Raw genomic sequence first — 25,912 nt, forward strand, 5'->3', positions numbered from 1 at the left:
TATTCTCCTGATGGGCGGAGTGATCATGTCTGCAGAACTGATAATCAATATGACCCCCGCGGAAACTCGGGTGGCGCTGGTGGAAAACGGTATCCTGCAGGAAGTGCACGTGGAACGTCAGGCCCGGCGCGGTATCGTCGGCAATATCTACAAGGGTAAGGTCAGCCGGGTGTTGCCCGGTATGCAGGCCGCCTTTGTCGATATCGGCGGCGAGCGGGCGGCTTTCCTGCACGCCTCCGACATAGTGCCCCACACCGAGTGCGTGGATACCAAGGAACAGGCCCACTTCCAGGCGGGCAACATCGCCGAGCTGGTACGCCAGGGGCAGGACATCATGGTGCAGGTGGTAAAAGATCCGCTCGGCACCAAAGGCGCCCGCCTGACCACCGACATCACCCTGCCGTCCCGCTATCTGGTATTCATGCCCGGCAGCGCCTACGTGGGCGTGTCCCAGCGCATCGACTCGGAACAGGAACGGGAGCGACTCAAACAGCTGGCGGCGACCTATGTGGACGAACTGGGTGGCTTTATCATCCGCACCGCCGCCGAGGGCATCGGCGAGTCGGAGCTGGCCCAGGATGCGGCTTTCCTCAAGCGGTTGTGGCGCAAGATCCTGGAGCGGCGCGGCAAGTATCCCTCCTGCTCTATGCTGTATGAAGACCTGGGGCTGGCGTTTCGCATCGTGCGTGACTTCGTCGGGGCCGAGCTGGACCGGATCAGGGTCGACTCCCGCAGTACCTGCGAGTCGCTCAAGGCCTTTGTCGACGAGTTCGTGCCCGAGCTGTCCGGCAAGATCGAGTACTACCAGGGCGAGTCACCGATCTTCGATCTCTATGATGTGGAAAACGAAATCCAGCGCGGTCTGGACCGCAAGGTGGAACTCAAGTCCGGCGGTTACCTGATCATCGATCAAACCGAGGCCATGACCACGGTGGATATCAACACCGGCGCCTTCGTCGGCCACCGCAACCTCGAAGAAACCATCTTCAACACCAATATCGAGGCTACCCAGGCCATCGCCCGCCAACTCCGGCTGCGTAACCTGGGGGGCATCATTATCATCGATTTCATCGACATGTACGACGAGGATCACAAGCGACGGGTGCTGCACAGCCTGGAGCTGGCACTAAGCAAGGACAGGGCCAAGACCAACGTCAACGGCTTCTCCCAGCTCGGGCTGGTGGAGATGACCCGCAAGCGTACCCGGGAAAGCCTGGAGCACGTGTTGTGCGGCGAATGTCCCGAGTGTCTCGGCCGGGGCCGGGTGAAAACGGTGGAAACGGTCAGCTATGAGATACTGCGTGAGATTACCCGGGTCAACAAGGCCTATGATGCCGACAAGTTCGTGGTCTATGCCTCCAGCGCCGTGGCCAGCGCCCTGCAGGAGGACGAATCCCATATGCTGGCGGAACTGGAAGTGTTTATCGGCAAGCAGGTGAAGGTGAGCAGCGAGCCCCTTTATAACCAGGAACAGTTTGACGTGGTGATGATGTAGTGATCAGGCGGGGACTAAGCTGGGCCTGGCTGGGCCTGGCGGCGTGTGCGGTGGTGCTGGCGGTGCTGGTGACCTTGCTGCGTTTCGGCTCTCCCTGGCTGGCGGCCTGGCAGCAGCAGTGGCTGGATCGGCTGCTGAGCGAGCAGCAACTGACCCTGGAAGTGGGGCAACTGGGCCTGTCCTGGCAGGATTATGGTCCGCTGCTGGTGGTCGACGAGGTCAGCCTGCACCGGTCCGAGGGGCCGGCCATTACCCTGCGCCGTGCCTTGGTGGACCTGCATCTGTGGCAGAGCCTGCGCCGGTGGCGACCGGTGCTGAACGAACTGACCCTGGAAGGCCTGCGGCTGCCCCTGGACCTGACCGCCGGCGAAGCCGCCGACCGCCACACCGATCTGGCGTTCCTGCGCCGGCTGGCACTGGAAGGTGTGGAGCGCTTTTCCCTTCACGATGCCTTGCTGGTGGTGACCGCTCCGGAGCAGGATTTGCTCGAACTGCATGTTCCCGCCCTGCACTGGCATAACCAGCCCGGTCGGCACCAGGGGCAGGGGCGGCTCGGCTTCGGACCTGACGGAAGCCAGCAATTCACCCTGAAAGGGCACTTTGAAGGGCCTGCTGACCGACTGGACGGTGGTCTTTACCTGCAGGCGGACCGGGTGGATGCGGCCTCCACCATTGCCCGCATCCGGCCCGACGACGACCACATCGGTGCCGACCTGTCCTTCGAACTCTGGCTGGATTGGCGCCAGGGCCTGCTTGATGCCGGTCTGCTTCAATTGGGTGAAAACCGCCTGCGCTGGGGGGATGACCACCAGATCGCCGTGGACGGGGGGCGGATACAGTGGCAGCCGACCCAGGCCGGCTGGCAACTGGCCAGCAGCGGTATCGACATCAGCGTGGACGGTGAAGCCTGGCCCAGTTGGCGGATACAGCTGGATCGGCAAGACGACAGGATGCACGGCTACCTGGATCGGCTGACCTTCGCCGACCTGGCGCTGTTGGCCCAGTGGGGCGAAAGCTTCTGGCCCGGAGCCGCTCGCCAACTGGCGGGAATAGCGCCCGGGGGCGAGCTGTCCGGCCTGTATTTTTCCGCCCGGCCGGACGGTGCCGACTGGCTGGTCCGTGGCGAACTGAACGATGTCAGTACCCATCCCTTCCAGTGGGTACCCGGCACCCGGGGGCTGCAGGGTGACTTCCTGTTGACCCCGACCCGAGGCCGGTTGAGTCTGCGTCAGCAGGAAGCCGCCGACTGGGTATACGAATCGGCGTTCCGGGCGCCCTGGCCAATGCAGCGGCTGGATACCGAGCTGAATTGGCGGCGGCAGCCGCAAGGCTGGTTGTTGTGGAGCGATCGGGTACAACTGGAGACCCGGGACCTGGCATTGCAGGGCTGGTTCAGCCTGCAACTGCCGCAACGGGGTTCGCCCCTGCTCAGCGCGTCGGCGGAAGTGGATCTGGCCAGGGCAGAGCAGGCTTTCACCTATTTTCCCGAGCCCTTGATGGGCTCGCCCCTGGTGGATTACCTGCAGGGCGCCATCCTGGCGGGAAAGGCGGAACAGGCCGAAGTGCTTTGGTACGGCCGGCTGGACGGTTTCCCCTACGCCGACGGCAGCGGCCTGTTCCAGGCCCGGGTGCCCCTGCGCGAGGCCGAATTTCGTTTCGATCCTGGCTGGCGACCGCTTACCGATCTCAGCCTGGATCTGCTGTTCGAAAACGACGGTCTCTATATGACAGGCACCTCCGGCAAGCTGGGAGAGGTGGATGCGGCCGACATCGATGCCCGCATCGCGCCCCTGAACAAGGCGGCCAGCCTGCAGCTCAGTGCCGGCATCAGCGGGGAAGGGAAGGCGGTGACCCGTTACCTGCAGCAGTCGCCCCTGGCCGGTTCCGTGGGCAAAACCCTGCAGCAGGTGCAGGTGGCGGGCCCGCTTGAGGGGCGGCTGGCGCTCGATATTCCGCTCAACGGGGGGGAAGTCGGGGTGGAAGGGCAGGTTGACTTCGTCCGCAACCGGGTTCAGATCTCGTCGTTGGGGTTGCCGTTGAGCGAGGTGTCCGGCCGGCTGTTGTTTGACGAGCGGCAAACCCATTTTGAGGCGCTGCAGGCGGAATGGGCCGGGCAACCGCTGGAACTGGATTACCGGGGCCAGGTGACGGAGCAGGGATATGAGGTCCGCCTGGATATGCGTGGGCGGATCCTGGCCCCGGTGTTGGCCCGGCAATATCCGCCGTTACAGGCGCTGAACGGAGAAGCCGCCTGGCAGGGCCGGTTGTGGCTGACCCTGGCCGAGCAGGGAGAGTTCAGCTATCGCTTCGAAGCCGATACCGAATTGCGGGGCATGGCCAGCCGGTTGCCGGCCCCCCTGCACAAGACGGCCGAACAGCCGCGGCCGGCCCGCCTCATGTTGAACGGTAACGACCGGCAGGCGGAGATTGCGTTGAGCCTGGAGCCGGATATCCAGGGGCAGGCGGAACTGCGCTTTGAGAGTGGGGGGACTCGGGTTTCCCGGTTGTGGTTGTCGGCCGGCGAGGCCGGGCCGGCCGCGGCGAGGGCGCCCTTCGATATCGCCCTGCGGCTGCCTGAGCTGCCGCTGGACGACTGGCTGGCATTGCTTGGCGCCGACTGGCAGCAGGGGGAGGCTACGGCGGCGCCCCAACTGCGTTGGCCGGAGCCCTTCCGGGTGGTGATTCAGGCTACCGAGGCCCGGCTCTGGCGGCAGCCTTTCAATCAACTCCGGCTGCAACTCGAACCCGATGGGGAAGAGCGTCTGCGACTGGCCTTTCGCGCCGAGCAGGCCGAAGGCGAGCTGGCGTGGGGCGGTACGACCCCGGCCCGGGCGGAACTGCGTCGGCTGTGGCTGAGCCCGGCGCCAGGCGACGACAGGCTGGCGCAGCATGCCGCCGATATCAGCCCGCGGCTGGTGCCGGCGCTCGAGGTCGAGTGTCAGGACTGCCGTTGGCGGGAACTGGCCCTGGGTCGGCTGAGCTTCCGGCTCGAGCCCCAGCCTGAGCAGAATGGGGTTCGTTTGGTCGATTTGCGGCTGGATGGGCCGCTGTTGCAGGGGACGGCCGAGGGCCAGTGGCTACAGCACCAGAGCGGCAACCTGAGCCGGCTGGAATGGCAGGCCCGTACCCCTTCCCTGCAGCGGCTGTGGCAGGGTCTGGGCCAGGAGTCGCCATTCAGCGAGACCCAGGCCAGCCTTACTGGCCAATTGCGCTGGCTGGATCTGCCCTGGCGCCCGGACCGGGCCAGCATGAGTGGCAGCCTCGGCGCCGAAACCGGTGCCGGGGTGCTCACCGAACTGAATGACCGAGGGGCCGGTCTGCTGTCGGTATTGAGCATGGAGTCGGTGTTGCGCCGGCTGCGTCTGGATTTTCGCGATGTGTTCGAACAAGGCTTCTACTTCGATCGCATCGGTGCCAGCGGTGAACTGCGGAACGGGGTCTTGCACAATGATGACTTCGTGCTCAACGGGGCCGCGGGGGATCTGCGCGGGCGAGGGCAGCTGGATCTGGTGGCGGAGCAACTGGATTACCAGTTCGATTTCACCCCCAACCTGACCGGCAATCTGCCGGTGCTGGCGGCGTTTGCGGTCACCCCGGTCACCGGCCTTTACGTGTTGGCGCTGTCCAAGGTGCTGGGCCCTGTGGTAGATGTATTCACACGCATTCGTTATCGAGTCAGTGGTCCCCTGGCACAGCCGCAGGTCACCGAGCTGGTTCGGGAGCAGGAGCGGGTGAACCTGCCCCGCAATAATAAGGAGTAAGCCATGGAACTGGTGGCGATACAGATGAATGCCGGGCCCGACTGGCCGGCCAATAAAGCCCGGCTGGAAAAACTGCTGCAGCAATTACCCCCGAGCCGGCCCCTGCTGGTGCAGCTGCCGGAAAATGCGGTGGTATTCGGTAATAGAGACGCGGCCCTGCAACTGGCCGAGCGCCTGGGGGAAGGCCCGGTGCAGGACAGCCTTGCCGCATGGGCTCGGCAGTTCGGGATCTGGCTGGTGGTGGGATCCATGCCGACTCGTATCGAAGGTAGTGGCAAGCTGCATTCCACCTGTCTGGTCTATGATGATCGGGGCGAACGGGTGGCCCATTACCACAAGGTGCACCTGTTCGACGTGGAAGTGGCCGACGGCCATGGTCGCTATCAGGAGTCGGCGACCTATGCCCCCGGCGACGCGCTGTGCGTTATCGACAGCCCTTTCGGCCGCCTGGGACTGTCGATCTGTTATGATTTACGTTTTCCCGAGTTATATCGGGCCTTGCGGGAACGGGGGGCCGAGATCCTGATGGTACCCGCCGCCTTTACCCGGGTCACCGGCCAGGCCCACTGGCAGCCCTTGTTGCAGGCACGGGCCATCGAGAACCAGTGTTACGTACTGGCTGCGGCGCAATATGGTGATCATGGTGGCGGCCGGCAAACCTGGGGCCATTCCCTGATCCTCGATCCCTGGGGGGAGCTCCAGGCCTGTTTGCCCAAGGGCGAGGGCTTGATTATTGCCCCGCTGGAGGTCGAGCGCCTGGCCAGGATCCGGAGCCAGATGCCGGTGGCCCAACATGCCCGCCTGACCGCGGTTTGGAGAGACAAAGCATGAGTATTGAACAGATTAACCGCAGCCTGCTGGCCCCGAATGAACTGGACATGGCCCTGCTGGATGCCCAACTGGCCCGGTTGTGCCGGCACCAGATCGACTTTGCCGACCTCTATTTCCAGAACAGCGTGCACGAGTCCTGGGTGCTGGAGGATGGCATCGTCAAGGATGGCAGCTACAACATAGAGCAGGGCGTGGGGGTGCGGGCCGTCAGCGGCGAGAAGACCGGTTTTGCCTATTCCGATGAACTGACGGCCTCGGCGCTGGATCAGGCGGTAAGCGCCGCGCGCGGTATTGCCGAACGGGGAGGCGACGGCCGCTTCCAGATTGGCCGCGAGCAGCCGGTCAAGGCCCGTTATCTGGGGTTGAATCCCCTCGACAGCCTGGGACGGGAGCAGAAAATTGCCCTGCTGCAGCAGATGGATGCGTTTGCCCGTAGCCTGGAACCGGCGGTGACCCAGGTGATCGCTTCCATTTCCGGGGTCTACGAGGAGATTCTGGTGCTGGCGACCGACGGGACCCTGGCTACCGATTTGCGCCCCCTGGTACGGCTGAACTGCTCGGTGCTGGCGGAACGCAACGGCCGGCGCGAGCGGGGAGGCAGTGGCGGCGGCGGTCGGGTCGGTTACGACTATTTCCTGGAGGAGGTGGACGGCCAGCCCAGGGCCCTGGGCTATGTGAAGGAGGCGGTGCGCCAGGCGCTGGTTAACCTGGAGGCGGTCGACGCCCCGGCCGGTACCATGCCGGTGGTGTTGGGGGCCGGCTGGCCCGGCGTGCTGCTGCATGAGGCGGTGGGCCATGGCCTTGAAGGGGATTTCAACCGCAAGGGATCTTCCGCCTATGCCGGCCGCATCGGGGAGCAGGTGGCTTCCAGCCTGTGCACCATAGTGGACGACGGTACCCTGGCCAACCGGCGCGGCTCGCTCTCCATCGACGATGAAGGCACCGCCAGCGGCTACAACGTGCTGATCGAGAACGGCATTCTCAAGGGCTATATGCAAGACAAGCTCAATGCCCGGCTGATGCAGATGGCGCCGACCGGAAATGGCCGCCGTGAGTCCTATGCTCATCTGCCGATGCCGCGCATGACCAATACCTACATGCTGCCGGGCGACACGCCGCCGGAAGAAATCATCCGCAGCGTGAAAAAGGGCATCTATGCGCCCAACTTTGGTGGCGGACAGGTGGATATTACCTCCGGGCGCTTCGTATTTTCGGCCTCCGAAGCTTATCTGATCGAAGATGGCAAGCTGACGGCCCCGATCAAGGGCGCGACCCTGATCGGCAACGGCCCCGAGGCCATGAGCCAGGTGTCCATGGTGGGCAATGATCTGGCTCTGGACACCGGGGTCGGTGTCTGTGGTAAAGATGGCCAAAGTGTGCCGGTGGGAGTAGGGCAGCCGACCCTCAAGCTGGATCGCCTGACCGTCGGGGGGACCCAGTAACGTCGGGGCAATTATTAACCGTTGGTGAAAAGCCTTTTTCTGTGCGATCGGGATGGGGGGCGGGGTCTAATCATTGTTGCTGCAGGCGCAGCAGCAAATGGGAGGCCATAAAGATGAAAACCTTGCTATCGATAGCCTTTGCCTCTGTCCTTGGGTTGATGTTGATGCCGGCGCAAGCCGGAATAGTGCTGGATATGCAGCAGCCCGTAGTGCAGGAAATGGCAACAAGGGGCGACGGTGTAGATAACCGTGAATGTGCAGTACAGAAACGAATGGGCAAGAAGCCGGCGGATATGTGTTTCTAAGTGCCGGTGCTCCATAGACAACAACGGGAGCCGAGGCTCCCGTTGTGCGGTTCAGGGTTCCAGATGCTGTTTCAGGTACTGGAACAGTTCCCGGTAGGCTTTGGGCGGCAAGTTGGCGGCCAGCTCCTTGCGGCTCTGGCGGGCCAACTGCCGTAGCTTCTGCCGATCCAACTCCCGGTATTCCGCCAACAGGGCATCGACGCCCTTGTCCCCTTCTTTGATCAGCCTGTCCCGCCACAGCTCCAGTTTGTGGAAATGGGCATTGGCCACCGCACTCTTGTGGTCGAAGGCCGCCAGCGCCTCCTGGATGGCGGACACATCCCGACTGCGCATCAGCTTGCCGATGAATTGCAGGTGCCGGCGTAATGCTTCCCGCTTGTTGCCGAGTTTGTGCGCCAGGGCGATGGCATCCTGCAGCTCTTCATCCAGGGGCACTTTGGCCAACTCGCTGGGTTTGAGCCTGACCAGGGACTCACCCAGCTGTTGCAGGGCATGGCTTTCCCGTTTCATCTCACTCTTGCTGACCCACTCGATCTCATCATCGTGCTCGGGGTGCTCATCATGGTGGCGCATAGCTTTTCCGTCTCAACAAAGATTTACATATATATTACCAGCTTCTCCCAAGGGGCGCAGGGGTCTGTTATGCTAACTCCAAACAGAGCCAGCGATTCCATTATGACCCCAGCAGAAATTCAAATCGAACAGCGCCAGCTTGAGCTGGCGGTAGAGCAAGCCCTGGATAGCGCCAAGCGACTGGGTGCCGAAGCGGCGGAAGTGTCCATCAGCAAGCAGACCGGCCTGTCGGTGAACACCCGCAACGGCGAACTGGAAAACATCGAGTTCAATAAAGACGGCGCTCTCGGTATTGCCGTCTATCGGGAGGGGCGCAAGGGCTCGGCCTCGACCTCGGATCTGCGTCCCGATGCCATCGCCCGTACCGTGGCGGCGGCGCTGGATATTTCCCGTTACACCACGGTCGATCCTTTCGCCGGTATCGCCGAGGCCGCCGAGCTGGCCTGGAACGCACCCGAGCTGGAGCTGTGCTTCCCCCAGCCATTGGAGCCGGCGGACGGCATCGAACTGGCGCTGCGCTGCGAGCACCATGCACAGGGCCGGGATCCACGTATCAAGCAGTCGGACGGCGCCAGCTTCTCCAGCAACCTGGGGATAAAGGTCTACGGCAACAGCCACGGCTTTATCAAGGGCTATGCGGGTACCCGTTTCGGGTTGAGTTGCGTGCTGATCGGTGAGCAGGACGGTGACATGCAGCGGGAGTACGGCTATACCTCGGCACGCAGCTTCGCGGATCTCTGGACACCCGAGCGGGTGGCCGACGAGGCCGTTAGTCGTACCCTGGGCCGTCTCGGTGGCCGCAAGATAGGTACCACCCGGGCACCGGTGCTGTTTCATCCGGATGTGGCCTCCGGCCTGTTCGGCCATCTGGTGATGGCGATCAGCGGCGGCAACCTGTACCGGCAGTCCTCCTTCCTGCTCGATGCCCTGGGCAGTCGGATCTTCCCGGACTGGCTCAGCATCCATGAGCAGCCGCACCTGGACAAGGGACTGGCCAGCGCGCCCTTCGACAACGAGGGAGTGCGTACCCATGAGCGTCATATCATTGAGGGCGGCGAGCTCAAGAGCTACCTGCTGACCAGCTACTCGGCACGCAAGCTGGGGCTGCCGCTCACCGGCCACGCTGGCGGCATTCACAACTGGCAAATCTCAAGCAGCGGCCACGACCTGGCAGCGTTGCTGAAGATGATGGGCTCCGGCCTGCTGGTGACCGAGATGATGGGCCAGGGGGTGAACATCGTCACCGGCGACTATTCCCGCGGCGCCGCCGGTTTCTGGGTGGAAAACGGCGAAATCGCCTACCCGGTGGAAGAGATCACCATCGCCGGCAACCTGAAACAGATGTTTGCCGGCATCCAGGCCATCGGCACCGACGTGGAAACCCGCTCCAGCCTGCAGACCGGTTCGGTGCTGATCGACGACATGAAGATCGCAGGGCAATAAAGCTGGAAGCCAGAAGCCGAAAGAGGGGCCGCCTATGTGCGGCCCTTTGTGTTTTTGAACCAGTCCTGTATCTGCCAGAATGGCGTTGTGATGACGGCCTGCGACGGGTTTAGTTCAGCAGGATCAGCGTCGCCAGGCCGAGGAAGGACAACAGGCCGACGATGTCGGTGATGGTGGTCAGGGCCATGGAGCCGGCCAGGGCCGGGTCTATGTTGAGCTTGCGCATGGCCAGGGGGATCATGGCGCCGGCCATGCCGGCCACCGAGAGGTTGATAAACATGGCCGCGGCGATCACCAGGCCGATTTCCCAGCTGCCTTTCCACAGGCTGACCACCACGGCGATCATCAGCGCCCACAGCATGCCGTTGATCAGACCCACCAGGGCTTCCTTGGTCAGCAGCCAGCGGGCGTTGCTGTCGCCGATATGGCCCACCGCCATGCCGCGGATCACCAGCGCCAGGGTCTGGTTACCGGCGATGCCTCCCATGGAAGGTACTATGGTCATCAGGATGGCCAGGGTGGCCAGCTGGGCCAGGGTCTCCTCGAACATGTTGGACACGCTGGCAGCGGCCAGGGCGGTGCCCAGGTTGACGGTGAGCCAGACGGAACGGCGGCGGGCACTGGTCAGCACCGGCGCAAAGGTGTCTTCATCGTCGTCCATCTTGGCCATGCCCATCATGGAGTGTTCGCCTTCCTCCCGGATGATGTCGACCACGTCATCGATGGTGATCCGGCCCAGCAGGCGGCGTTCCTCATCCACCACCGGTGCCGACAGCCAGTCGTGCCGTTCGAACAGGTTGGCCACCTCGGTGTCCGACATGGACAGCGGTATGGCTTCCACATTGGTATCCATGGCTTCCGCCACCGTGGTGGTAGGTGCCTGAACGACCAGGCTGGCCAGTGAAATATCCCCCAGCAGGCGGTTGTATTGGTCTACCACGTAGAGGGTGTCGGTGCCTTCCGGCAATTCGGTATGGCGACGCAGGTAGCGCAATACCACGTCGATGGTGACGTCCGGACGCAGGCTGATGAACTCGGTGTTCATCAGGGAGCCGGCGGTATCCTCCGGATAGGACAGGGCCTGCTCGGCTCGCTGCCGGTCCTGTTCATCCATCCGTGTCAGTACCTGGTTGAACAGCTGCTCGGGCAGATCCCGCAGCACATAGGCCAGGTCATCCGATTCCATGTCTTCCAGGGCGATGGCCAGCTTGTCCGGATCCATCAGCCGGATGATGCCATCCCGCACCTCTTCCGACAGCTCCTCCAGGATTTCACCGTAGTCATCGGGGTCGATCAACTGCCACAGCACCTTGCGGCTGGGGGAGGGGGAGGATTCGAGCAGCCAGGCCACGTCACCGGGGCGCATCTGCTGCAACATGCGCCGGACGTGCACAAACATGCCGCTGTTCAGGGCCTGGGTGATGCTGTCCAGCTGGTCCGGTGTCCTGGGGTGGTCTAATGGCTCGGTCATCCGGGCTCCAGAGCGGGGCGAAGAGGGGGTATTATTCTGACTCGTTGAAACGGTCGGCCACCAGCCGGGCCACGGCCGCCATCGCCGCTTCCGCGTCCGGCCCTTCGGCCACCACGCGAATGGCATGACCCTGCGCGGTTTCCAGCATCAACAGGCCCATCACGCTGTTGGCCAGGGCCTGTTTTTCCTGATTGCAAACGGTGACGGTAGCATCGAATTGTTGCGTTAATTGGACCAGTTGGATGGCGGCCCGGGCGTGCAGGCCCAGTTTATTGACGATTTCCAGGTCCCGTTCAATTTTCGGCATTGCGTTTTTCCAGTGTTCGGTGGCGAAGTTGCACGCTTTTCCCCATCTGCCGGAATACCCGGGCCAGTTGCTCGGCGATAAACACGGAGCGGTGCTGGCCGCCGGTACAGCCGATGGCTACGGTGACATAGCTGCGGTTGTTGCGCTCCAGATGAGGCATCCAGGTGATCAGCAGGTTTTCTATCTGCCAGAGGTATTTCATCACCTCCGGCTGGCCAGCCAGGTAGTCAGCCACCGGCTCGTCGAGACCGGTGAAGGGACGCAGCTCGGCAATCCAGTGGGGGTTGGGCAGGAAGCGGGCGTCGAACACGAAGTCGGCATCCTTGGAGACCCCGTATTTATAGCCGAAGGACTCGAATACCCAGTTCAGTTCCCGCTCCTTCTTGCCGAGGATCCGTTCACGGATGATCTCGCTCAGATCGTGGATGCTGAGGCTGGAGGTATCGATACGCAGGTCGGCATCCGAGGACAGGGGGGCCAGCAGATGGGTTTCTTCCCGAATGGCTTCGTCCAGGGTCAGGCTGTGGCGGGACAGGGGATGCAGCCGGCGGGTGTCACCGAAGCGGCGGATCAGCGCCGCATTGTCGGCATCGATAAAGATGCTGGAGAGGGACACCCCTTCCATCGCCCTGACCTCGGCCAGGCAGGCCTCCAGCTTGTCGGAGCTGTCGGGCAGGTTGCGTACGTCTATGCTGACCGCCACTTCACCGGGCTTGTGCCGGCGCATCTGTACCAGATCGGGCAGCAGCTCGACCGGCAGATTATCGACGCAGTAATAGCCCAGATCTTCGAGCACCCGCAGGGCGACCGTTTTTCCCGAACCGGAGCGACCACTGACGATGACCAGCTGCATCTTGCTTCCCTCAGGCTGAAATCATGATGTGATAAAGCTCGTCATCGCTGCCGGCCTGACGCAACTGCTTGCATACCTGCTTGTTGCTGAGCTTTTCGGCGATCAATGACAGTGTCTTGAGATGCTGTTTGCACTCCTGCTCCGGCACCAGCAGGGCAAAGACCAGGCCGACCGGCTGGTTGTCGATGGCATCGAATTCCACCGGCTCGGCGAAGGTGAGTAATACGGCGGTCGCCTTGTTGTCATTGCTGATACGGCCATGGGGGATGGCGATACCGTTGCCAATGCCGGTACTGCCCATTTTTTCCCGGGCCAGCAGGCAGTCGAACAGTTGCTGGCTGTTGATGTTGAGGTGCTGTGCGGCCAGCTCACTGATGATTTCCAGGGCTCGTTTCTTGCTCGTGCAGGGAACTGCACTGCGGGTGCAGTCCCTGCTCAGTATATCGGCGACTTCCATGGTTATTTTTGCTTGAGTTTCTCTTTGTGTTTGATGATCTGGCGATCCAGCTTGTCGATCAAGCTGTCGATGGCCGCGTACATGTCTTCATGCTGTGAATTGGCGAACACTTCACCACCGCTGACGTTCAGCTTGGCTTCGGCGATTTGTTGCAGTTTTTCCACGTTAAGGATGACGTGCGCATTGGTGATATGATCGAAGTGACGCTCCAGCTTGGAAAATTTACTGTTCACATAGTCACGCAATGAGTCGGTGATTTCTACATGGTGTCCAGTCAGGTTTATTTGCATAACGTCTTCCTTCTTGGTCTGCCTTTAAACCAGGCGTTTACGCTGATTGGAAGGGGGAATGGCCAGCGACTCCCTGTACTTGGCGATGGTACGCCTGGCCACTTGTATCCCCTGTTCGGCCAGCAGTTGGGCGATTTTGCTGTCGCTCAGCGGCTTGGCCGGGTTTTCCGCACTGACCAGTTTTTTGATCAGGGCGCGAATTGCCGTCGAAGAGCATTCACCGCCATCATCGGTTCCCACATGGCTGGAGAAGAAATATTTCAGCTCGAACACCCCTCGGGGTGTGTGCAGAAACTTCTGGGTGGTGACTCGCGAGATGGTGGACTCATGCATTTCCACCGCCTCGGCCACGTGATTCAGCACCATGGGCTTCATGGCCTCTTCGCCATACTCAAAGAATGCCTGTTGTTGCTCGACAATACAATTGGCAACCTTGAGCAGGGTCTCATTTCGGCTTTCCAGACTCTTGAGAAACCACTTGGCGTCCTGCAAATGGTTGCGGATAAACTGGCCGTCTTCGCTGTTCCTGGGCTGACGGGCCATGGCGGCGTAGGTCTGGTTCAGCTTGACCTTGGGCATCGCCTCCGGATTCAGTTCCGCCGCCCAGACGCCCTGGCGTTTGCTCACCACCACATCGGGAATCACATACTCGGAACTGCTTTGGAGTACGCTGTTGCCGGGCCTGGGCTCCAACTGCTGGATCAGTGCCAGCACCTCCTTGAGCTCCTCTTCCTTCAGCCTGGCCTTGCGCTGCAGGGTGCGGTAGTCCCGGTTGCCGAGCAGGTCCATATGCTGGGCGATGACGGCGCGGGCCTCGCTCAACCAGGGAGTAGCGGCGGGGAACTGCTCCAGCTGAATACGCAGGCATTCCTGTACGCTGCGGGCGGCGACCCCGATGGGATCGAAGTGTTGAACCCGTTTCAGCACCGCCTCCACCTCGTCTGCCTCGATGTCCAGCTCGTCACCGGCCACGGCCTCCAGGATATCGTCGATATCGATGGTCAGATAGCCGGCATCGTCGATGGCATCTATGATGGCCATGGCGATGGCCTGATCGGTATCGCTGAAGGGGGTGAGGCGCATCTGCCATAACAGATAATCCTGCAGGGTCTCGGTGGTTTCCCCCTGGTAGACGGTGTCTTCGGCGCCATCCGGCAGGCTGCCGCCGGTACCGGAAGAGGCGGTATAGACATCATCCCAGTTGGTGTCCATGGGTAACTCGTCGGACAGCTGGCTCTGCTCCATGGCGGTGTCGGCCGCCATCTGCTCTTCGTGGCGGGGCTCGGCCACGTCGATGGTTTCCGGCTCTTCCTGCTCCAGTAACGGATTGCTTTCCAGGGCTTGTTGGATTTCCTGCTGCAGTTCCAGGCTGGACAGCTGCAACAGGCGTATGGCCTGCTGCAGTTGGGGCGTCATGGTCAGCTGCTGACCCAGGCGTAACTGAAGAGTTGGCTTCATCTGTTCGAAAAGTCCTTCTATATCAACCGCAAAATAGATTGTTGCGGGCCTGCTCAGAGGCTGAATTGTTCACCAAGATAGACTTTCTTGACCTGCTCGTTATCGAGTATTTCCGCCGGGGTGCCGGCGGCGATACGATGGCCATGGCTGACGATATAGGCCCGTTCGCACACATCCAGGGTTTCCCGCACATTGTGATCGGTGATCAGCACACCCAGTCCTCGGTCCCGCAGGTGCAGGATGATTTTCTTGATGTCGATCACCGATATCGGGTCGACCCCGGCAAAGGGCTCGTCCAGCAGGATAAAGCGCGGATCGGCGGCGAGGGCCCGGGCGATCTCCACCCGCCGCCGTTCACCGCCGGACAGGCTCATGCCCAGGCTGTTACGGATATGAGTAATATTAAACTCTTCCAGCAACTGCTCCATTTTCTCGTCGCGCCCGGCGGCATCCAGCTCCTTGCGGGTTTCCAGTACCGCCATCAGGTTGTCGGCCACGCTCAGGCGACGGAAGATGGAGGCTTCCTGAGGCAGGTAGCCGATACCGGCCCTGGCGCGGATGTGCATGGGCTGATGACTGATGTCCTGATCGTCGATGGTAATGCTGCCCGCATCCCGTTGCACCAGGCCGACGATCATATAGAAGGAGGTGGTCTTGCCGGCGCCGTTGGGGCCGAGCAGACCGACGATCTGGCCGGTGTTGACGGTCAGGCTGACGTCAGCCACTACCTGGCGGCCCTTGTAGCTTTTCTGCAGTCCGCGTGCTTTCAGTGTCGCCATGGCTCAGTCCTGGCCCTGCGGGTTATCGAGGTTCTGCAGTTGCTCGGGCAGGAAGATGGTGGTGACCCTGTCCTGGCCGCCCTGGCTTTCCGCTTCCATCTGTTCCTGATCGATGTGGTAGCGGATGCGGTAGCCGGTGACGATATTGTCGTTCTGCGTGAGCTTGGCGTCCTGCAGCAGGGTGATGGTGCGGGTGCGCATGTCGTAATGGATTTCCCGGGCCTCCGCGTGCACCGGCTGACCATTGTCCAGGGTCTGCTGGTAAGTAGCCGGGCTGCCGTGGGCGGTCATCGACTGTAACCCCTGCTCGGTGCGGATCACCACCAGCCGGTCGGCGCGCACGTCTATGGTACCCTGCTTGACCACTACCCGGTCGCTGAAGGTCACCTTGTTATCCGCCAACTCGACCAACTGACGGCCGGCGTCGATGGTGACCGGCTGGCGAAAGTCCGATTCCCTGGCTTCGGCCAGGCCCAGGCTCAGGGCCAGTAGCCCGCCCATGCTAAGGATTGAAGTAAGTTGCCCGGGTTTCATGCAGTAGTTCCACCGTTTGTTGTTCAAGCTTGCCCAGCAGACCCTGGCCCTGGGCCTGGTAGTGCGGACTGCTCAGCTGCACATCCCGGTTGGAGCGCAGCTGGTTGTTGATAAAATCCAGTTCCAGATATTCGGTGGTCAGGGTTTCCACCAGGGCGTCCGGTTGCAGCCCCCGGCCGATCACGCTGCCGACCATCACCGCGTTGTCGTCGGTGTTGATGATGCCCTCATCCCCCTGCAGCCGCCACTGGGGCTGGCCGTCGGGCGAATAAAGCAAGATAACAGGTTTTTCCATCAGGGTCATGGAGAGCGGATCGTAGTACTCCGCATAATCCGCATCCAGTCCCCGGTAGGGCAGGCCCAACTGGTTGTATTGCAGGCTGGTCAGTTGCCTGGCGATAAAATCCGGCTGGTAATCCTGTTCACTGGCCGGGCTATCGGGGGCGGGTCTGAACCACTGCCAACTGACCAGGGCAAACAGGAAGAGGGCGGCAAACAGCCAGCTCTGGCGGCTCATACGCTCATGCCCTTGGCGTCGGCCAGTGCGCCCCGCGCTTCCAGGAGCAGGTCGCACAGTTCGCGCACTGCGCCATGGCCGCCGTGGAGTCGGGTGATGTAGTCGGCACCGCGCAGCACCAGGGGGTGGGCGTCACAGACTGCGACGCCCAGGCCGCAGTCGCGCATTACCGGCAGATCGACCACGTCGTCGCCGATGTAGGCTGCCTGCTCGGGCGCGAGCTTGAGGGTATCCAGCAAGGCCCGGTAGCTGTGCATTTTGTCGCCCTGGCCCTGATAGACGTGGCGCACCCCGAGAGAGGCCATGCGTTCGCTGACGATGTGCGAGTCCCGTCCGGTGATGACGGCGACCTGGATACCGGCATTCAATAATGCCTTGATCCCGAAACCGTCCTTGGTGCAGAAGCTCTTGTATTCCTCTCCCTGGTTGCCGAGGTAGATCATGCCGTCCGACAGCACTCCGTCCACGTCACAGATCAGCAGGCGGATGTGGCCCAGTCGCCGCCACAGGGTGGTGGACACGGGGCCGTACAGGGTCTGTTGTTCCATCAGATCACTCCCGCCCGTAACAGGTCATGCATATTGAAGGCCCCGACCGGCTGGTTATGCTCATTCACCACCAGCAGGCCGCTGATTTTCTTCTCTTCCATCAGTTTGACGGCTTCCGCCGCCAGCATCTGGACCCTGGCGGTGGTGCAGTGCCGGGTCATGACCTGGTCGATGGTGGTGTGGTGGACGTCGATTTTATGGTCCAGGGTCCGCCGCAGATCCCCATCAGTATAGATGCCGACCAGTTGCTGCTGCTCATCGACCACGGCGGTAAAGCCGAGTCCGGTACGGCCGATTTCCAGCAGCGCCTCGATGATCAGGGTGTTGAGGCCGACTTTGGGCACCCGCTCGTCCTTGTGCATCAGGTCGCCGACCCGCAGCAACAGGCGCTTGCCGAGGGTGCCGCCGGGATGGCTAAGGGCGAAATCGTCGGCGGTAAAGCCCCGGGCTTCCAGCAGGGCTACCGCCAGGGCGTCGCCCATGACCAGGGTGGCGGTAGTGCTGGCGGTCGGTGCCAGGCCGAGCGGGCAGGCTTCCTGCTCGACCCGGGTGCACAGGTGTACATCGGCCTCCCGGGCCATGGTGGAGTCGGGATTGCCGGTCAGGCAGACAAGCTTGAGGCCGCGACGCTTGAGCACCGGCAGCAGGGACAGGATTTCATCGCTTTCACCGGAGTTGGACAGGGCCAGCACCACGTCATCATGGCCGATCATGCCGAGATCACCGTGGCTGGCTTCGCCGGGATGGACAAAAAAAGCCGGGGTGCCGGTGCTGGCCAGGGTGGCGGCAATTTTGTTGGCGATGTGTCCCGACTTGCCCATGCCGGTCACGATGACTTTACCCCGGCACTGGAACATCAGCCGGCAGGCCGCATCGAATTCCTGATCGAGATATTGATAAAGGCCGTCGATGGCCGCCTTTTCAATATCCAGCACACGCTGGGCGGTTTTACGGTAATCAAATTCGACTGACATAACTCTCTCCACACCTTAGGCGGCGCCATTATAGAAAAGCTCGGACCGATAAGCGACTGGTGCGGCGAGGATTCATGGACAAGGCCTGGCCTCCGGATGCATTCGGGACAGGGAGTGGCGCAGAGGGACAGGAAAAAGCATCAGCTTGGTTGCCCATCGATCGGGGAACCCATACAATTCTTTCTTTTTGCGGGGGATCAGTTTGAGCAAGAGCCTTGTCGAAATCCGGGACCTTTGTTTCAGCCATGGGGAGCGGACCCTGTATGAGCGGATCAACCTGCAGATCCCCCGAGGCAAAATCACCGCCATCATGGGGCCGAGCGGTATCGGAAAAACCACTTTACTGCGTCTTATCGGCGGACAGATCAAGCCTGACAGCGGCGACGTGCTGTTCGATGGCGAGTCCATTCCGTCCCTGAGCCGCAACCGGCTGTACCGGGTGCGTCGGCGCATGGGGATGTTGTTTCAGAGCGGCGCCCTGTTTACCGGCCTGTCGGTGTTCGACAACGTGGCTTTTCCGCTGCGCGAGCACAGCGGACTGCCCGATGCCATCGTCCGAACCCTGGTGATGATGAAGCTGGAGGCGGTAGGCTTGCGCGGGGCGGCGAGGATGTTCCCGGCCGAACTGTCCGGTGGCATGGCCCGGCGCGCCGCCCTGGCTCGGGCCATTGCCCTGGATCCGGATCTCATCATGTACGACGAGCCCTTCGCCGGCCAGGACCCGATCAGCATGGGGGTGCTGGTGAAGCTGATCGCCGAACTGAACAAGGCTCAGGGGCTGACGTCCATCATCGTGACCCACGATGTGGACGAAGTGATGGGTATTGCCGACTACGCCTATATCATCGCCAACAAGCAGGTGGTGGCGGCGGGCACTCCGGCCGAGTTGCAGCGACATCAGGATCCCCGGGTAATCCAGTTTTTGCAAGGCCAGGCGGACGGGCCCGTTCCTTTTCATTATCCGGCCCCTGCATTCAGAGAGTCGTTAGCTTATGTTGATTGAACTGATCGGGCGACTGGGGCGTCGGGGAGTGAGCGGGGTGACCAGGGTCGGTCGTGCCGGTTTCATGCTGTTACATGCCCTGGTGGGGCGCCCCCAGCCGAAGAAGCATTTTCCGCTGCTGGTGCAGCAACTGCAGGTGGTGGGCGTGCAATCGGTGGCCATTATCCTGGTGTCCGGCCTCTTTATCGGCATGGTACTGGCCCTGCAAGGGTACAACGTGCTGGTGGACTTCGGTGCCGAGGGCAGCCTGGGCCCGCTGGTGTCGCTGTCGTTGCTGCGCGAGTTGGGCCCGGTGGTGACCGCCCTGCTGTTCGCCGGTCGGGCCGGCTCGGCACTGACCGCCGAGCTGGGACTGATGAAGGCCACCGAACAGCTTTCCAGCCTGGAGATGATGGGGATAGACCCCTTGCGCCGGGTAGTAGCGCCGCGCTTCTGGGCCGGTTTTATCAGCATGCCGCTGTTGGCCTTCATCTTCAGCATCGTCGGTATCTGGGGCGCCAAGCTGGTAGGCGTCGACTGGCTGGGGGTGGACGAAGGCGGCTTCTGGTCCGCCATGCAGGCCGCGGTGGACTGGCAGGAGGACATCATGCAGGGCTTTATCAAGAGTCTGGTGTTCGCCCTGGTGGTGACCTGGATAGCCCTGTTCAACGGTTTCGATGCCAGGCCGACGGCGGCGGGCATCAGCGAGGCCACCACCAAAACCGTGGTGCATTCATCTTTGGCGGTACTGGGGCTCGATTTCGTCCTGACCGCCGTCATGTTCGGGTAGACAATAATGAAATACAGCAAACTGGAATTCAGCGTCGGCTGCTTTATGCTGGCCGGAATAGGCGCTCTGCTGCTGCTGGCATTCAAGGTGGCGGGGGTGAGTCTCAATAATCAGGGGGAAACTTATACCCTCTATGCCAAGTTCGATAATATCGGCGGCCTCAAGGTCCGCTCTCCGATCAAGGTGGGCGGCGTGGTGGTGGGCCGGGTCAGCCAGATCAGCCTGGATCCCCGGGATCAGGTGCCGGTGGTGACCCTGGTACTGAATCGGGACGCCGGCGAGTTCGCCGAGAGCAGTACGGCTTCGATTCTTACCTCAGGCCTGCTCGGCGAGCAGTACCTGGGGCTGAATCCCGGCTTCGCCGACGAGGACATGGGCATCGGCATGCTGAGGGATGGCGACACCATAGACCACACCCAATCGGCGCTGGTGTTGGAGGAGCTGATCGGCAAATTTATTTATTCCATCGGCAACAACTGATTCATGGGGCAACCCTGAGGAGTGATGATGAAGAAACTACTGATTACCTGGCTGCTGGCCCTGGGCACACTGTGGGCGCCACTGACCGCCTCGGCCACCTTTTCCGACCCCTACGGCCTGATGGGCGAAGTCGCCCAGAACACCTTCGATCGCCTCAACCGGGAACAGGCCAGGATCAAATCCGATCCCGAGTACCTGCGCACCATAGTGCGGGAGGAAATGCTGCCGGCGGTGGACGTGCGCTTTTCCGCCTTCCGGGTGATCGGCAACCAGCTCAACAGCACCACTCCGGAGCAGCGGGAACGCTTCGTGGACGCCTTCAGTGATTACCTGGTGGTGACCTATGCGGATGCTTTGGCGGCTTATAACAATCAGACCCTGGATATCGGCAGTGGCCGGGTAGCGGAAGGTGAGCGGCTGGTGACGGTGCCGGTGACCGTGAAGGAACCGAACAAACCGGACATTATGGTGGAATTCAAACTGCGCCAGAATACCCGCACTGGGGAATGGCGGGTGTTCGATATGGTGGCCGAAGGCATCAGCCTGCTGTCCGCCAAGCAGACCGAACTGAGCGGCCTTATCCGCCAGAATGGCATCGATGCGGTGACCCGGCAGCTGCAGGAGCACACCAAGAAGCCGGTGACCCCGCTGGAACGGCCTGAATGAAGCTCGAGCGCGCCTTGACCAGGGACGAGCTGCCGGCCTACTGGGCCGAGCGGGGGACCCTGTTCACCACAGAGCTAGCTGACCTGAGCCACGTGGAACAGCTGGACTCGGTGGGCCTGGCGTTCCTGGTGCAATGGAGCCAGGCCCTGGCTGCGATGGGGAAGGGCCTGACCCTGCTGTCGCCGCCGGCCAGTTTTTATCCCCTTGCCGATTTATACGGTGTCGGTTCCCTGTTCGAACTGACAGACAACCCTTCCGGGAGCAAAAATGGATCTGAATAACGAAGTTGAGCGTTTACTGCGGCAGGCCCTGCCCCTGGACGAGCTCTATGTCAAAAGTGAAGGCAGTCACTTCGACGTGATTGCCGTGTCCGCGGATTTTGCCGACATGAGCCGGCTCAAGCGACAGCAGGCGATCAATGGTCCCCTGATGGACTTGATTGCCCAAAATGCCATCCATGCCCTGACCATCAAAACCTTTACTCCCGAGCAATGGGCCCGGGAGCGAAAATTTATCATGCCGTCCTGATTAGGAGCCGAAATGGACAAATTCAAGATTCAGGGACCTTGCCGTCTGGCGGGCGAGGTCACCATTTCCGGCGCCAAAAATGCCGCCCTGCCGATCCTGTTCGGTACCCTGCTGTGTGACGAGGCGGTGCACCTGAGCAATGTGCCCCGGCTCAAGGACGTGGACACCACCCTGCAGCTGCTGGCTTCGATGGGGGTAAATGTGAGTGTGAACGGTGATGTCACCGTGCTGGCAGGAGCGGTCAACAGCCATATTGCGCCCTATGAACTGGTGCGCACCATGCGTGCTTCCATTCTGGCGCTGGGTCCTTTAGTGGCCCGCTTCGGTGAGGCGGACGTGTCCCTGCCCGGCGGCTGTGCCATCGGCGCCCGGCCGGTCAACCTGCACATCCATGGCCTGGAGCAGATGGGGGCCATCATCAAGGTGGAAGACGGTTATATCAAGGCACGGGTCGACGGCCGCCTGAAGGGCGCTCATATCCTGATGGACATGGTCAGTGTGACCGGTACCGAGAACCTGATGATGGCGGCAGTATTGGCCGAAGGCCGTACCATTATCGAAAATGCCGCGCGTGAACCGGAAGTGGTGGATCTGGCCCACTTCCTCAACGCCCTGGGCGCAAAGATCCAGGGTATCGGCCAGGACACCCTGATCATCGATGGCGTCGAGGCGCTGCATGGCGGCGATTACCGGGTACAGCCGGATCGCATTGAAACCGGCACTTTCCTGGTGGGCGCGGCCATTACCGGCGGCGATATCACCTGCCGCAACACGGATCCGCGGCTGCTGGAAGCGGTGCTGGTCAAGCTGAAGGAGGCGGGCGCCCTGGTGGAAACCGGCGAAGACTGGATCCGTCTGGACATGAGCAACCGGGTGCTCAAACCGGTCGACATCAAGACCGCACCTTATCCGGCTTTTCCCACCGACATGCAGGCCCAGTTCACCGTTCTCAACGCCGTGGCCAAGGGGGTGGGACGGGTGACCGAGACCATTTTCGAAAACCGCTTTATGCACGTGCCCGAGCTCAACCGTATGGGGGCCCATATCGAGCTGAATGGTAATTTGGCGATCTGTGACGACACCGAACAGCTGACCGGCGCCACTGTCATGGCGACCGACCTGCGCGCTTCCGCCAGCCTGGTGCTGGCCGGTTTCGTGGCTCAGGGCACCACCATAGTGGATCGCATCTATCATATCGATCGGGGCTACGAGGATATCGAAGCCAAGCTGTCCGGCCTGGGCGGCAGGATAGAACGGATCAAAGGCAACTAAAGCCGGAAGCCATCAGCTGCCCGAGTTGGCTGTTGGAAAAGTAAAAAGGGAAGACACCCATTGTCTTCCCTTTTTGATCAACTCAGCCTGATTTCTTCCAGCTTCCAGCTTCCAGCTTCCAGCTTCCAGCTTCCAGCCTGACTCTTAGTCACAAGTTTTTGTTGATTTTTGAACAGATATAAAACATCGGCCAAAGCGTACTCCTCCTCCGGCACGCGTAAACCCATCCCTGGGGGCTCCACCGCGCCTTCCCTGGTGCAGAGGGCCGGCGGAGCAGCACCCTTTGTCCTCACTATCACCTGCTGGCATTACCTTCAGGCGGCGTCAGGGCTTGAAAGAGGCAACAGGGATGGCCTCCGCCGACCGTCGCATGCCATGGATGGCATGTGCGAGCGTACAGGGAAGTATTTACAGCGTGTCGGCGGAGGCGGCCCTGCTGCCTTTCTTCTGCGTTAAATCAGACAGCCGGACTTGTGACTAAGAGTCCGGCTTCCTGCTCGTGTCAGCGCAGTCGCTGAAAGCGGCTGTCTTCTTCTATCAGCACCTTCAGGGGAAGGGTCTGTCCGGCCCGTAACAGGGTGACGCTGATCTCGGTCCCCGGCTTGGTTTCGGCAATCAGGTCCATGGCGTGACGGGCATTGATGATGGCTTTGCCATCGATTTCCAGCAGCACGTCTCCGCCCTGTATCCCCGCCTTTTCCGCCGGCCCGCCCGGATTGACCGCCTCCACATAGATACCGGAGCGCCCCTCCAGGTTGAGCAACTGGGCCATGACCGGCGGGATATCGGCACCACCGATGCCTAGGTAGCCGCGGATCACCCGACCGTGGTTGATCAGTTCCTGCATAATGCGCTGTGCCAGTGCATAAGGGATGGCGAAGTTGATGCCGTAGCTTTCCTGGTGGGCCAGGCTCTGGAAGGAGGCGGTGTTGATCCCTACGATTTCCCCGTACACATTGACCAGGGCGCCGCCGGAGTTGCCGGCATTGATGGCGGCATCGGTCTGCAGCAGATCCTGCCGGCCGTTGCTGTCCGGCCCCATGCTGGACAGGCCGGTGCGTCCGGTGGCGCTGATGATGCCCTGGGTAATGGTCTGGCCAACGTTGTAGGGATTACCGATGGCCAGCACTATGTCCCCGACCTTGGGGTTGAGGTTGCTATCCTGGGGGATCACCGGCAGTTGCCCGGCCTCGATCTTCAGCACGGCCAGATCCGTGGGCACATCGAATCCGGTGACCTCACCGGCAATGATACGGCCGTCCTGCAGCGCCACGATCACCTGATCCGCGTCGGCGATGACATGGTAGTTAGTGAGGATATGGCCTTGCTCCGACATGATGACCCCGGAGCCCAGTCCGGTGGCGCTGAGCTCCGGCGTGTCACCACCGCGCTGGAAGCTGCGGGTGTAGATGTTGACCACGGCGGGTCCGGCGCGGCCGGCGGCATAGGAAAAGCTGGATACCCCCACCTGCTGGTTGCGCCACCAGTGCTCGAACGGCTGGGTTCTCAGTTGGGGAAACAGCAACAGCAGGAGCAACGCCATCAGTACACCGGTCAGTCCGGCCTGAAGCAGAAACTTGAGAAAGGAGGGTAGCCGCATGAGTTGTTGTGATTGCCATGGAATGGTCCCAGCATAACATAAAGTGCTGGGGTTGGGAGTCTGCACCTGGGCAGACTCCCTGTGGTATCAAATGGTTATCTCAGCACCAGATAGATGGAGGAATTACCGCGCTGGATATTGAGCGCGATCACCTCGGGCTTGCCCTGAATGATTTGGCGCAGGTCGTTGAGGTTTCTTACCCGCTGACGGTTAACGCCGATGATGATGTCGTCTTTCTCCAGTCCGGAGGCGGCGGCAGGAGAACGGGTCGTCACCTCGGTGATCTTGACGCCCTGTACCGGATCACCACTGCCGGTATTGGCCAGGGCCGCTCCCTCGAGGGATTCGTGCAGCGTATCGGCCTGGACATTGTCGTCTTCTGCCCGGGTCAGGGTCACGTCCACACGTTGCTCCTTGCCGTCCCGGAACAGACCCAGGGCCACGGTTTTGTCCGCGCCCATGGTGGCAACCTTGGCGCGCAATTCGCTGAAGGAGCGGATCGGCTTGCCGTCCAGACTGATGATAATGTCACCGGCCTGCAAGCCGGCCTTGGCGGCGGCGGAGTTTTCCATCACCTGACTGACGAAGGCGCCGTGCTGGCTGCGATAGCCGAAGGTGCGGGCCAGCTCGGAAGTGAGCTCGCCGCCCATTACCCCCAGTACGCCACGGCGTACTTCGCCGTATTCGAGGATCTGATCGGCCAGGTTCTTGACCATGTTGGCGGGAATGGCGAAGCCGATGCCGATATTACCGCCGCCCGGGCCCAGTATGGCGGTGTTGATGCCGACCAGCTTGCCTTCCAGATCGAGCAGGGCGCCGCCCGAGTTGCCGGAGTTGATGGCGGCATCGGTCTGGATAAAGTTTTCCAGGTTTTCCACGTTGAGGCCGGAGCGGCCCAGGGCACTGATGATGCCGGAGGTGACGGTCTGACCCAGGCCGAAGGGATTGCCGATGGCGATGGCAAAGTCACCGACCTTGAGCTTGTCGGAGTCGGCAAACTCGATCTCCACCAGATCCTTGGCATCAACCTTCAGCAGGGCGATATCCGACTGCTTGTCGGCGCCGATAAGCTCCGCCTCGTATTCTTGGCCGTCAATCAGGGTGATCAGTATTTTGTCGGCGTCTTCGATCACGTGGTTGTTGGTGATGACATAGCCCTTGGTGGCATCGATAATGACCCCGGAACCCAGGGCCTGGAAGGGCCGTTCCTGCACCTGTTCACCGGGAGCATTGGGACCGAAGAAAAAGCGGAAGGGCTCGGGCAACACCTGCCGGCTTACCTTGTTGCCGGAGACCGAGATGTTGACCACGCCCGGGCTGACCTTTTCTACGACCGGAGCCAGGCTGGTCAGGGTGGAGCCGGCCCCGAAGGGCAGGGCGGCCTGTGCCACAGGCAGCAGCGCCAGCCCCAGGCTCAGGGCCAGGGTGGAAACCAGGGGGAGTCGACGTTTCATGCACATGCTCCTAACTCGATATGTGATTCAGGGAAATTGTTCAATCTGACCGGATCTGGGCAGCAAGAGTTCCGGTTCGGTCGCAATTACTTCATCTCCCCA

General features: G+C 61.6%; 28 protein-coding genes. 13 read left to right on the forward strand and 15 right to left on the reverse strand.

The genetic code is table 11. From position 1 onward, the window contains the following. The first annotated feature begins 25 nt into the window (after positions 1-25). The 5 genes from rng to ACEVBK_RS02895 all read left to right on the forward strand — a co-directional run bounded on the left by rng (position 26) and on the right by ACEVBK_RS02895 (position 7,834). Positions 26-1,495 carry a ribonuclease G gene (rng, locus tag ACEVBK_RS02875; RefSeq protein ID WP_375057106.1) on the forward strand — a complete coding sequence of 490 codons (1,470 nt, stop codon included), beginning with the start codon at positions 26-28 and terminating at the stop codon, positions 1,493-1,495. After that, positions 1,495-5,256 carry a YhdP family protein gene (locus ACEVBK_RS02880; protein ID WP_375057107.1) on the forward strand — a complete coding sequence of 1,254 codons (3,762 nt, stop codon included), beginning with the start codon at positions 1,495-1,497 and terminating at the stop codon, positions 5,254-5,256. Before rng ends, ACEVBK_RS02880 begins: the two co-directional genes overlap by 1 nt. 3 nt (positions 5,257-5,259) lie before the next feature. Then, the gene (locus tag ACEVBK_RS02885) at positions 5,260-6,087 is read left to right on the forward strand and encodes a carbon-nitrogen hydrolase family protein (protein WP_375057108.1); all 828 of its coding nucleotides are present in this window, start codon (positions 5,260-5,262) and stop codon (positions 6,085-6,087) included. Then, positions 6,084-7,529 carry a metalloprotease TldD gene (tldD, locus tag ACEVBK_RS02890; RefSeq protein ID WP_375057109.1) on the forward strand — a complete coding sequence of 482 codons (1,446 nt, stop codon included), beginning with the start codon at positions 6,084-6,086 and terminating at the stop codon, positions 7,527-7,529. Before ACEVBK_RS02885 ends, tldD begins: the two co-directional genes overlap by 4 nt. Positions 7,530-7,642: 113 nt before the next feature. Continuing rightward, positions 7,643-7,834 (forward strand): hypothetical protein, encoded by a 192-nt coding sequence (locus ACEVBK_RS02895; RefSeq protein WP_375057110.1) that lies wholly within the window; start codon positions 7,643-7,645, stop codon positions 7,832-7,834. Positions 7,835-7,885: 51 nt separating this feature from the next. On the opposite strand, the gene yjgA is transcribed toward ACEVBK_RS02895, so the two are convergent. Next, on the reverse strand, positions 7,886-8,407 hold the full coding sequence (gene yjgA, locus ACEVBK_RS02900; protein ID WP_375057111.1) for a ribosome biogenesis factor YjgA: 522 nt from the start codon (positions 8,405-8,407) through the stop codon (positions 7,886-7,888). 102 nt (positions 8,408-8,509) lie between these two features. On the opposite strand from yjgA, the gene pmbA reads away from it, so the two are divergent. Further along, the gene (gene pmbA, locus ACEVBK_RS02905; RefSeq protein ID WP_375057112.1) at positions 8,510-9,850 is read left to right on the forward strand and encodes a metalloprotease PmbA; all 1,341 of its coding nucleotides are present in this window, start codon (positions 8,510-8,512) and stop codon (positions 9,848-9,850) included. Between the two features lie 109 nt (positions 9,851-9,959). Here pmbA and mgtE read toward each other — a convergent pair whose 3' ends face one another. From mgtE to ACEVBK_RS02960, 11 genes are read right to left on the reverse strand one after another with little or no spacing between them, the layout of a single operon-like run. After that, positions 9,960-11,321 carry a magnesium transporter gene (gene mgtE, locus ACEVBK_RS02910; protein ID WP_375057113.1) on the reverse strand — a complete coding sequence of 454 codons (1,362 nt, stop codon included), beginning with the start codon at positions 11,319-11,321 and terminating at the stop codon, positions 9,960-9,962. Positions 11,322-11,352: 31 nt separating this feature from the next. Further along, positions 11,353-11,628 (reverse strand): HPr family phosphocarrier protein, encoded by a 276-nt coding sequence (locus ACEVBK_RS02915; protein WP_375057114.1) that lies wholly within the window; start codon positions 11,626-11,628, stop codon positions 11,353-11,355. Next, the gene (rapZ, locus tag ACEVBK_RS02920; protein ID WP_375057115.1) at positions 11,615-12,481 is read right to left on the reverse strand and encodes an RNase adapter RapZ; all 867 of its coding nucleotides are present in this window, start codon (positions 12,479-12,481) and stop codon (positions 11,615-11,617) included. Before rapZ ends, ACEVBK_RS02915 begins: the two co-directional genes overlap by 14 nt. A 10-nt stretch (positions 12,482-12,491) precedes the next feature. Then, a complete protein-coding gene (gene ptsN, locus ACEVBK_RS02925) occupies positions 12,492-12,938 on the reverse strand; it encodes a PTS IIA-like nitrogen regulatory protein PtsN (RefSeq protein WP_375057116.1) in 447 nt (148 codons plus the stop codon). Positions 12,939-12,940: 2 nt separating this feature from the next. Next, complete coding sequence (gene hpf, locus ACEVBK_RS02930; protein WP_375057117.1) at positions 12,941-13,228, reverse strand: ribosome hibernation promoting factor; 288 nt, start codon at positions 13,226-13,228, stop codon at positions 12,941-12,943. A 24-nt stretch (positions 13,229-13,252) separates the two neighbouring features. Further along, positions 13,253-14,686 carry an RNA polymerase factor sigma-54 gene (locus ACEVBK_RS02935; protein WP_375057118.1) on the reverse strand — a complete coding sequence of 478 codons (1,434 nt, stop codon included), beginning with the start codon at positions 14,684-14,686 and terminating at the stop codon, positions 13,253-13,255. A 53-nt stretch (positions 14,687-14,739) separates the two neighbouring features. Next, positions 14,740-15,465 (reverse strand): LPS export ABC transporter ATP-binding protein, encoded by a 726-nt coding sequence (gene lptB / locus ACEVBK_RS02940; protein WP_375057119.1) that lies wholly within the window; start codon positions 15,463-15,465, stop codon positions 14,740-14,742. A 3-nt stretch (positions 15,466-15,468) separates the two neighbouring features. Next, positions 15,469-15,999: a lipopolysaccharide transport periplasmic protein LptA gene (gene lptA / locus ACEVBK_RS02945; RefSeq protein ID WP_375057120.1), complete on the reverse strand. Its 531-nt coding sequence runs from the start codon at positions 15,997-15,999 to the stop codon at positions 15,469-15,471. Continuing rightward, entirely contained in the window at positions 15,968-16,516 is a 549-nt protein-coding gene (gene lptC / locus ACEVBK_RS02950) for an LPS export ABC transporter periplasmic protein LptC (RefSeq protein WP_375057121.1), read from the reverse strand. The genes lptA and lptC overlap by 32 nt, the downstream gene beginning before the upstream one ends. Then, positions 16,513-17,067, reverse strand: coding sequence for a 3-deoxy-manno-octulosonate-8-phosphatase KdsC (gene kdsC, locus ACEVBK_RS02955; RefSeq protein ID WP_375058501.1), 555 nt, complete (start codon positions 17,065-17,067; stop codon positions 16,513-16,515). Before kdsC ends, lptC begins: the two co-directional genes overlap by 4 nt. Then, positions 17,064-18,038, reverse strand: coding sequence for a KpsF/GutQ family sugar-phosphate isomerase (locus ACEVBK_RS02960; protein WP_375057122.1), 975 nt, complete (start codon positions 18,036-18,038; stop codon positions 17,064-17,066). Before ACEVBK_RS02960 ends, kdsC begins: the two co-directional genes overlap by 4 nt. Before the next feature lie 202 nt (positions 18,039-18,240). Here ACEVBK_RS02960 and mlaF point away from each other — a divergent pair, with 202 nt between their 5' ends. Genes mlaF through murA form a run of 7 tightly spaced genes read left to right on the forward strand, consistent with a single transcriptional unit; the run spans position 18,241 to position 22,756 of the window. Continuing rightward, complete coding sequence (gene mlaF, locus ACEVBK_RS02965; RefSeq protein WP_375057123.1) at positions 18,241-19,041, forward strand: phospholipid ABC transporter ATP-binding protein MlaF; 801 nt, start codon at positions 18,241-18,243, stop codon at positions 19,039-19,041. Then, complete coding sequence (gene mlaE / locus ACEVBK_RS02970) at positions 19,031-19,810, forward strand: lipid asymmetry maintenance ABC transporter permease subunit MlaE (protein WP_375057124.1); 780 nt, start codon at positions 19,031-19,033, stop codon at positions 19,808-19,810. Before mlaF ends, mlaE begins: the two co-directional genes overlap by 11 nt. Positions 19,811-19,816: 6 nt before the next feature. After that, positions 19,817-20,290: an outer membrane lipid asymmetry maintenance protein MlaD gene (gene mlaD / locus ACEVBK_RS02975; RefSeq protein WP_375057125.1), complete on the forward strand. Its 474-nt coding sequence runs from the start codon at positions 19,817-19,819 to the stop codon at positions 20,288-20,290. 24 nt (positions 20,291-20,314) lie between these two features. Beyond that, positions 20,315-20,956 carry a phospholipid-binding protein MlaC gene (mlaC, locus tag ACEVBK_RS02980; RefSeq protein ID WP_375057126.1) on the forward strand — a complete coding sequence of 214 codons (642 nt, stop codon included), beginning with the start codon at positions 20,315-20,317 and terminating at the stop codon, positions 20,954-20,956. Beyond that, complete coding sequence (locus ACEVBK_RS02985) at positions 20,953-21,237, forward strand: lipid asymmetry maintenance protein MlaB (protein ID WP_375057127.1); 285 nt, start codon at positions 20,953-20,955, stop codon at positions 21,235-21,237. Before mlaC ends, ACEVBK_RS02985 begins: the two co-directional genes overlap by 4 nt. Continuing rightward, positions 21,224-21,484 carry a BolA family protein gene (locus ACEVBK_RS02990; protein ID WP_375057128.1) on the forward strand — a complete coding sequence of 87 codons (261 nt, stop codon included), beginning with the start codon at positions 21,224-21,226 and terminating at the stop codon, positions 21,482-21,484. Before ACEVBK_RS02985 ends, ACEVBK_RS02990 begins: the two co-directional genes overlap by 14 nt. A gap of 12 nt (positions 21,485-21,496) precedes the next feature. After that, entirely contained in the window at positions 21,497-22,756 is a 1,260-nt protein-coding gene (gene murA, locus ACEVBK_RS02995) for a UDP-N-acetylglucosamine 1-carboxyvinyltransferase (protein ID WP_375057129.1), read from the forward strand. Between the two features lie 77 nt (positions 22,757-22,833). Here murA and ACEVBK_RS03000 read toward each other — a convergent pair whose 3' ends face one another. The 3 genes from ACEVBK_RS03000 to ACEVBK_RS03010 form a co-directional block, all read right to left on the reverse strand. Further along, positions 22,834-22,983, reverse strand: a complete 150-nt coding sequence (locus ACEVBK_RS03000) for a hypothetical protein (RefSeq protein ID WP_375057130.1) — start codon at positions 22,981-22,983, stop codon at positions 22,834-22,836. A 275-nt stretch (positions 22,984-23,258) separates the two neighbouring features. Then, a complete protein-coding gene (gene degS / locus ACEVBK_RS03005) occupies positions 23,259-24,356 on the reverse strand; it encodes an outer membrane-stress sensor serine endopeptidase DegS (RefSeq protein ID WP_375057131.1) in 1,098 nt (365 codons plus the stop codon). A 95-nt stretch (positions 24,357-24,451) separates the two neighbouring features. Continuing rightward, positions 24,452-25,810: a Do family serine endopeptidase gene (locus ACEVBK_RS03010; protein WP_375057132.1), complete on the reverse strand. Its 1,359-nt coding sequence runs from the start codon at positions 25,808-25,810 to the stop codon at positions 24,452-24,454. Positions 25,811-25,912 lie beyond the last annotated feature (102 nt).

This window comes from Zobellella sp. DQSA1, assembly GCF_041950555.1.
Lineage (GTDB): Bacteria > Pseudomonadota > Gammaproteobacteria > Enterobacterales > Aeromonadaceae > Oceanimonas.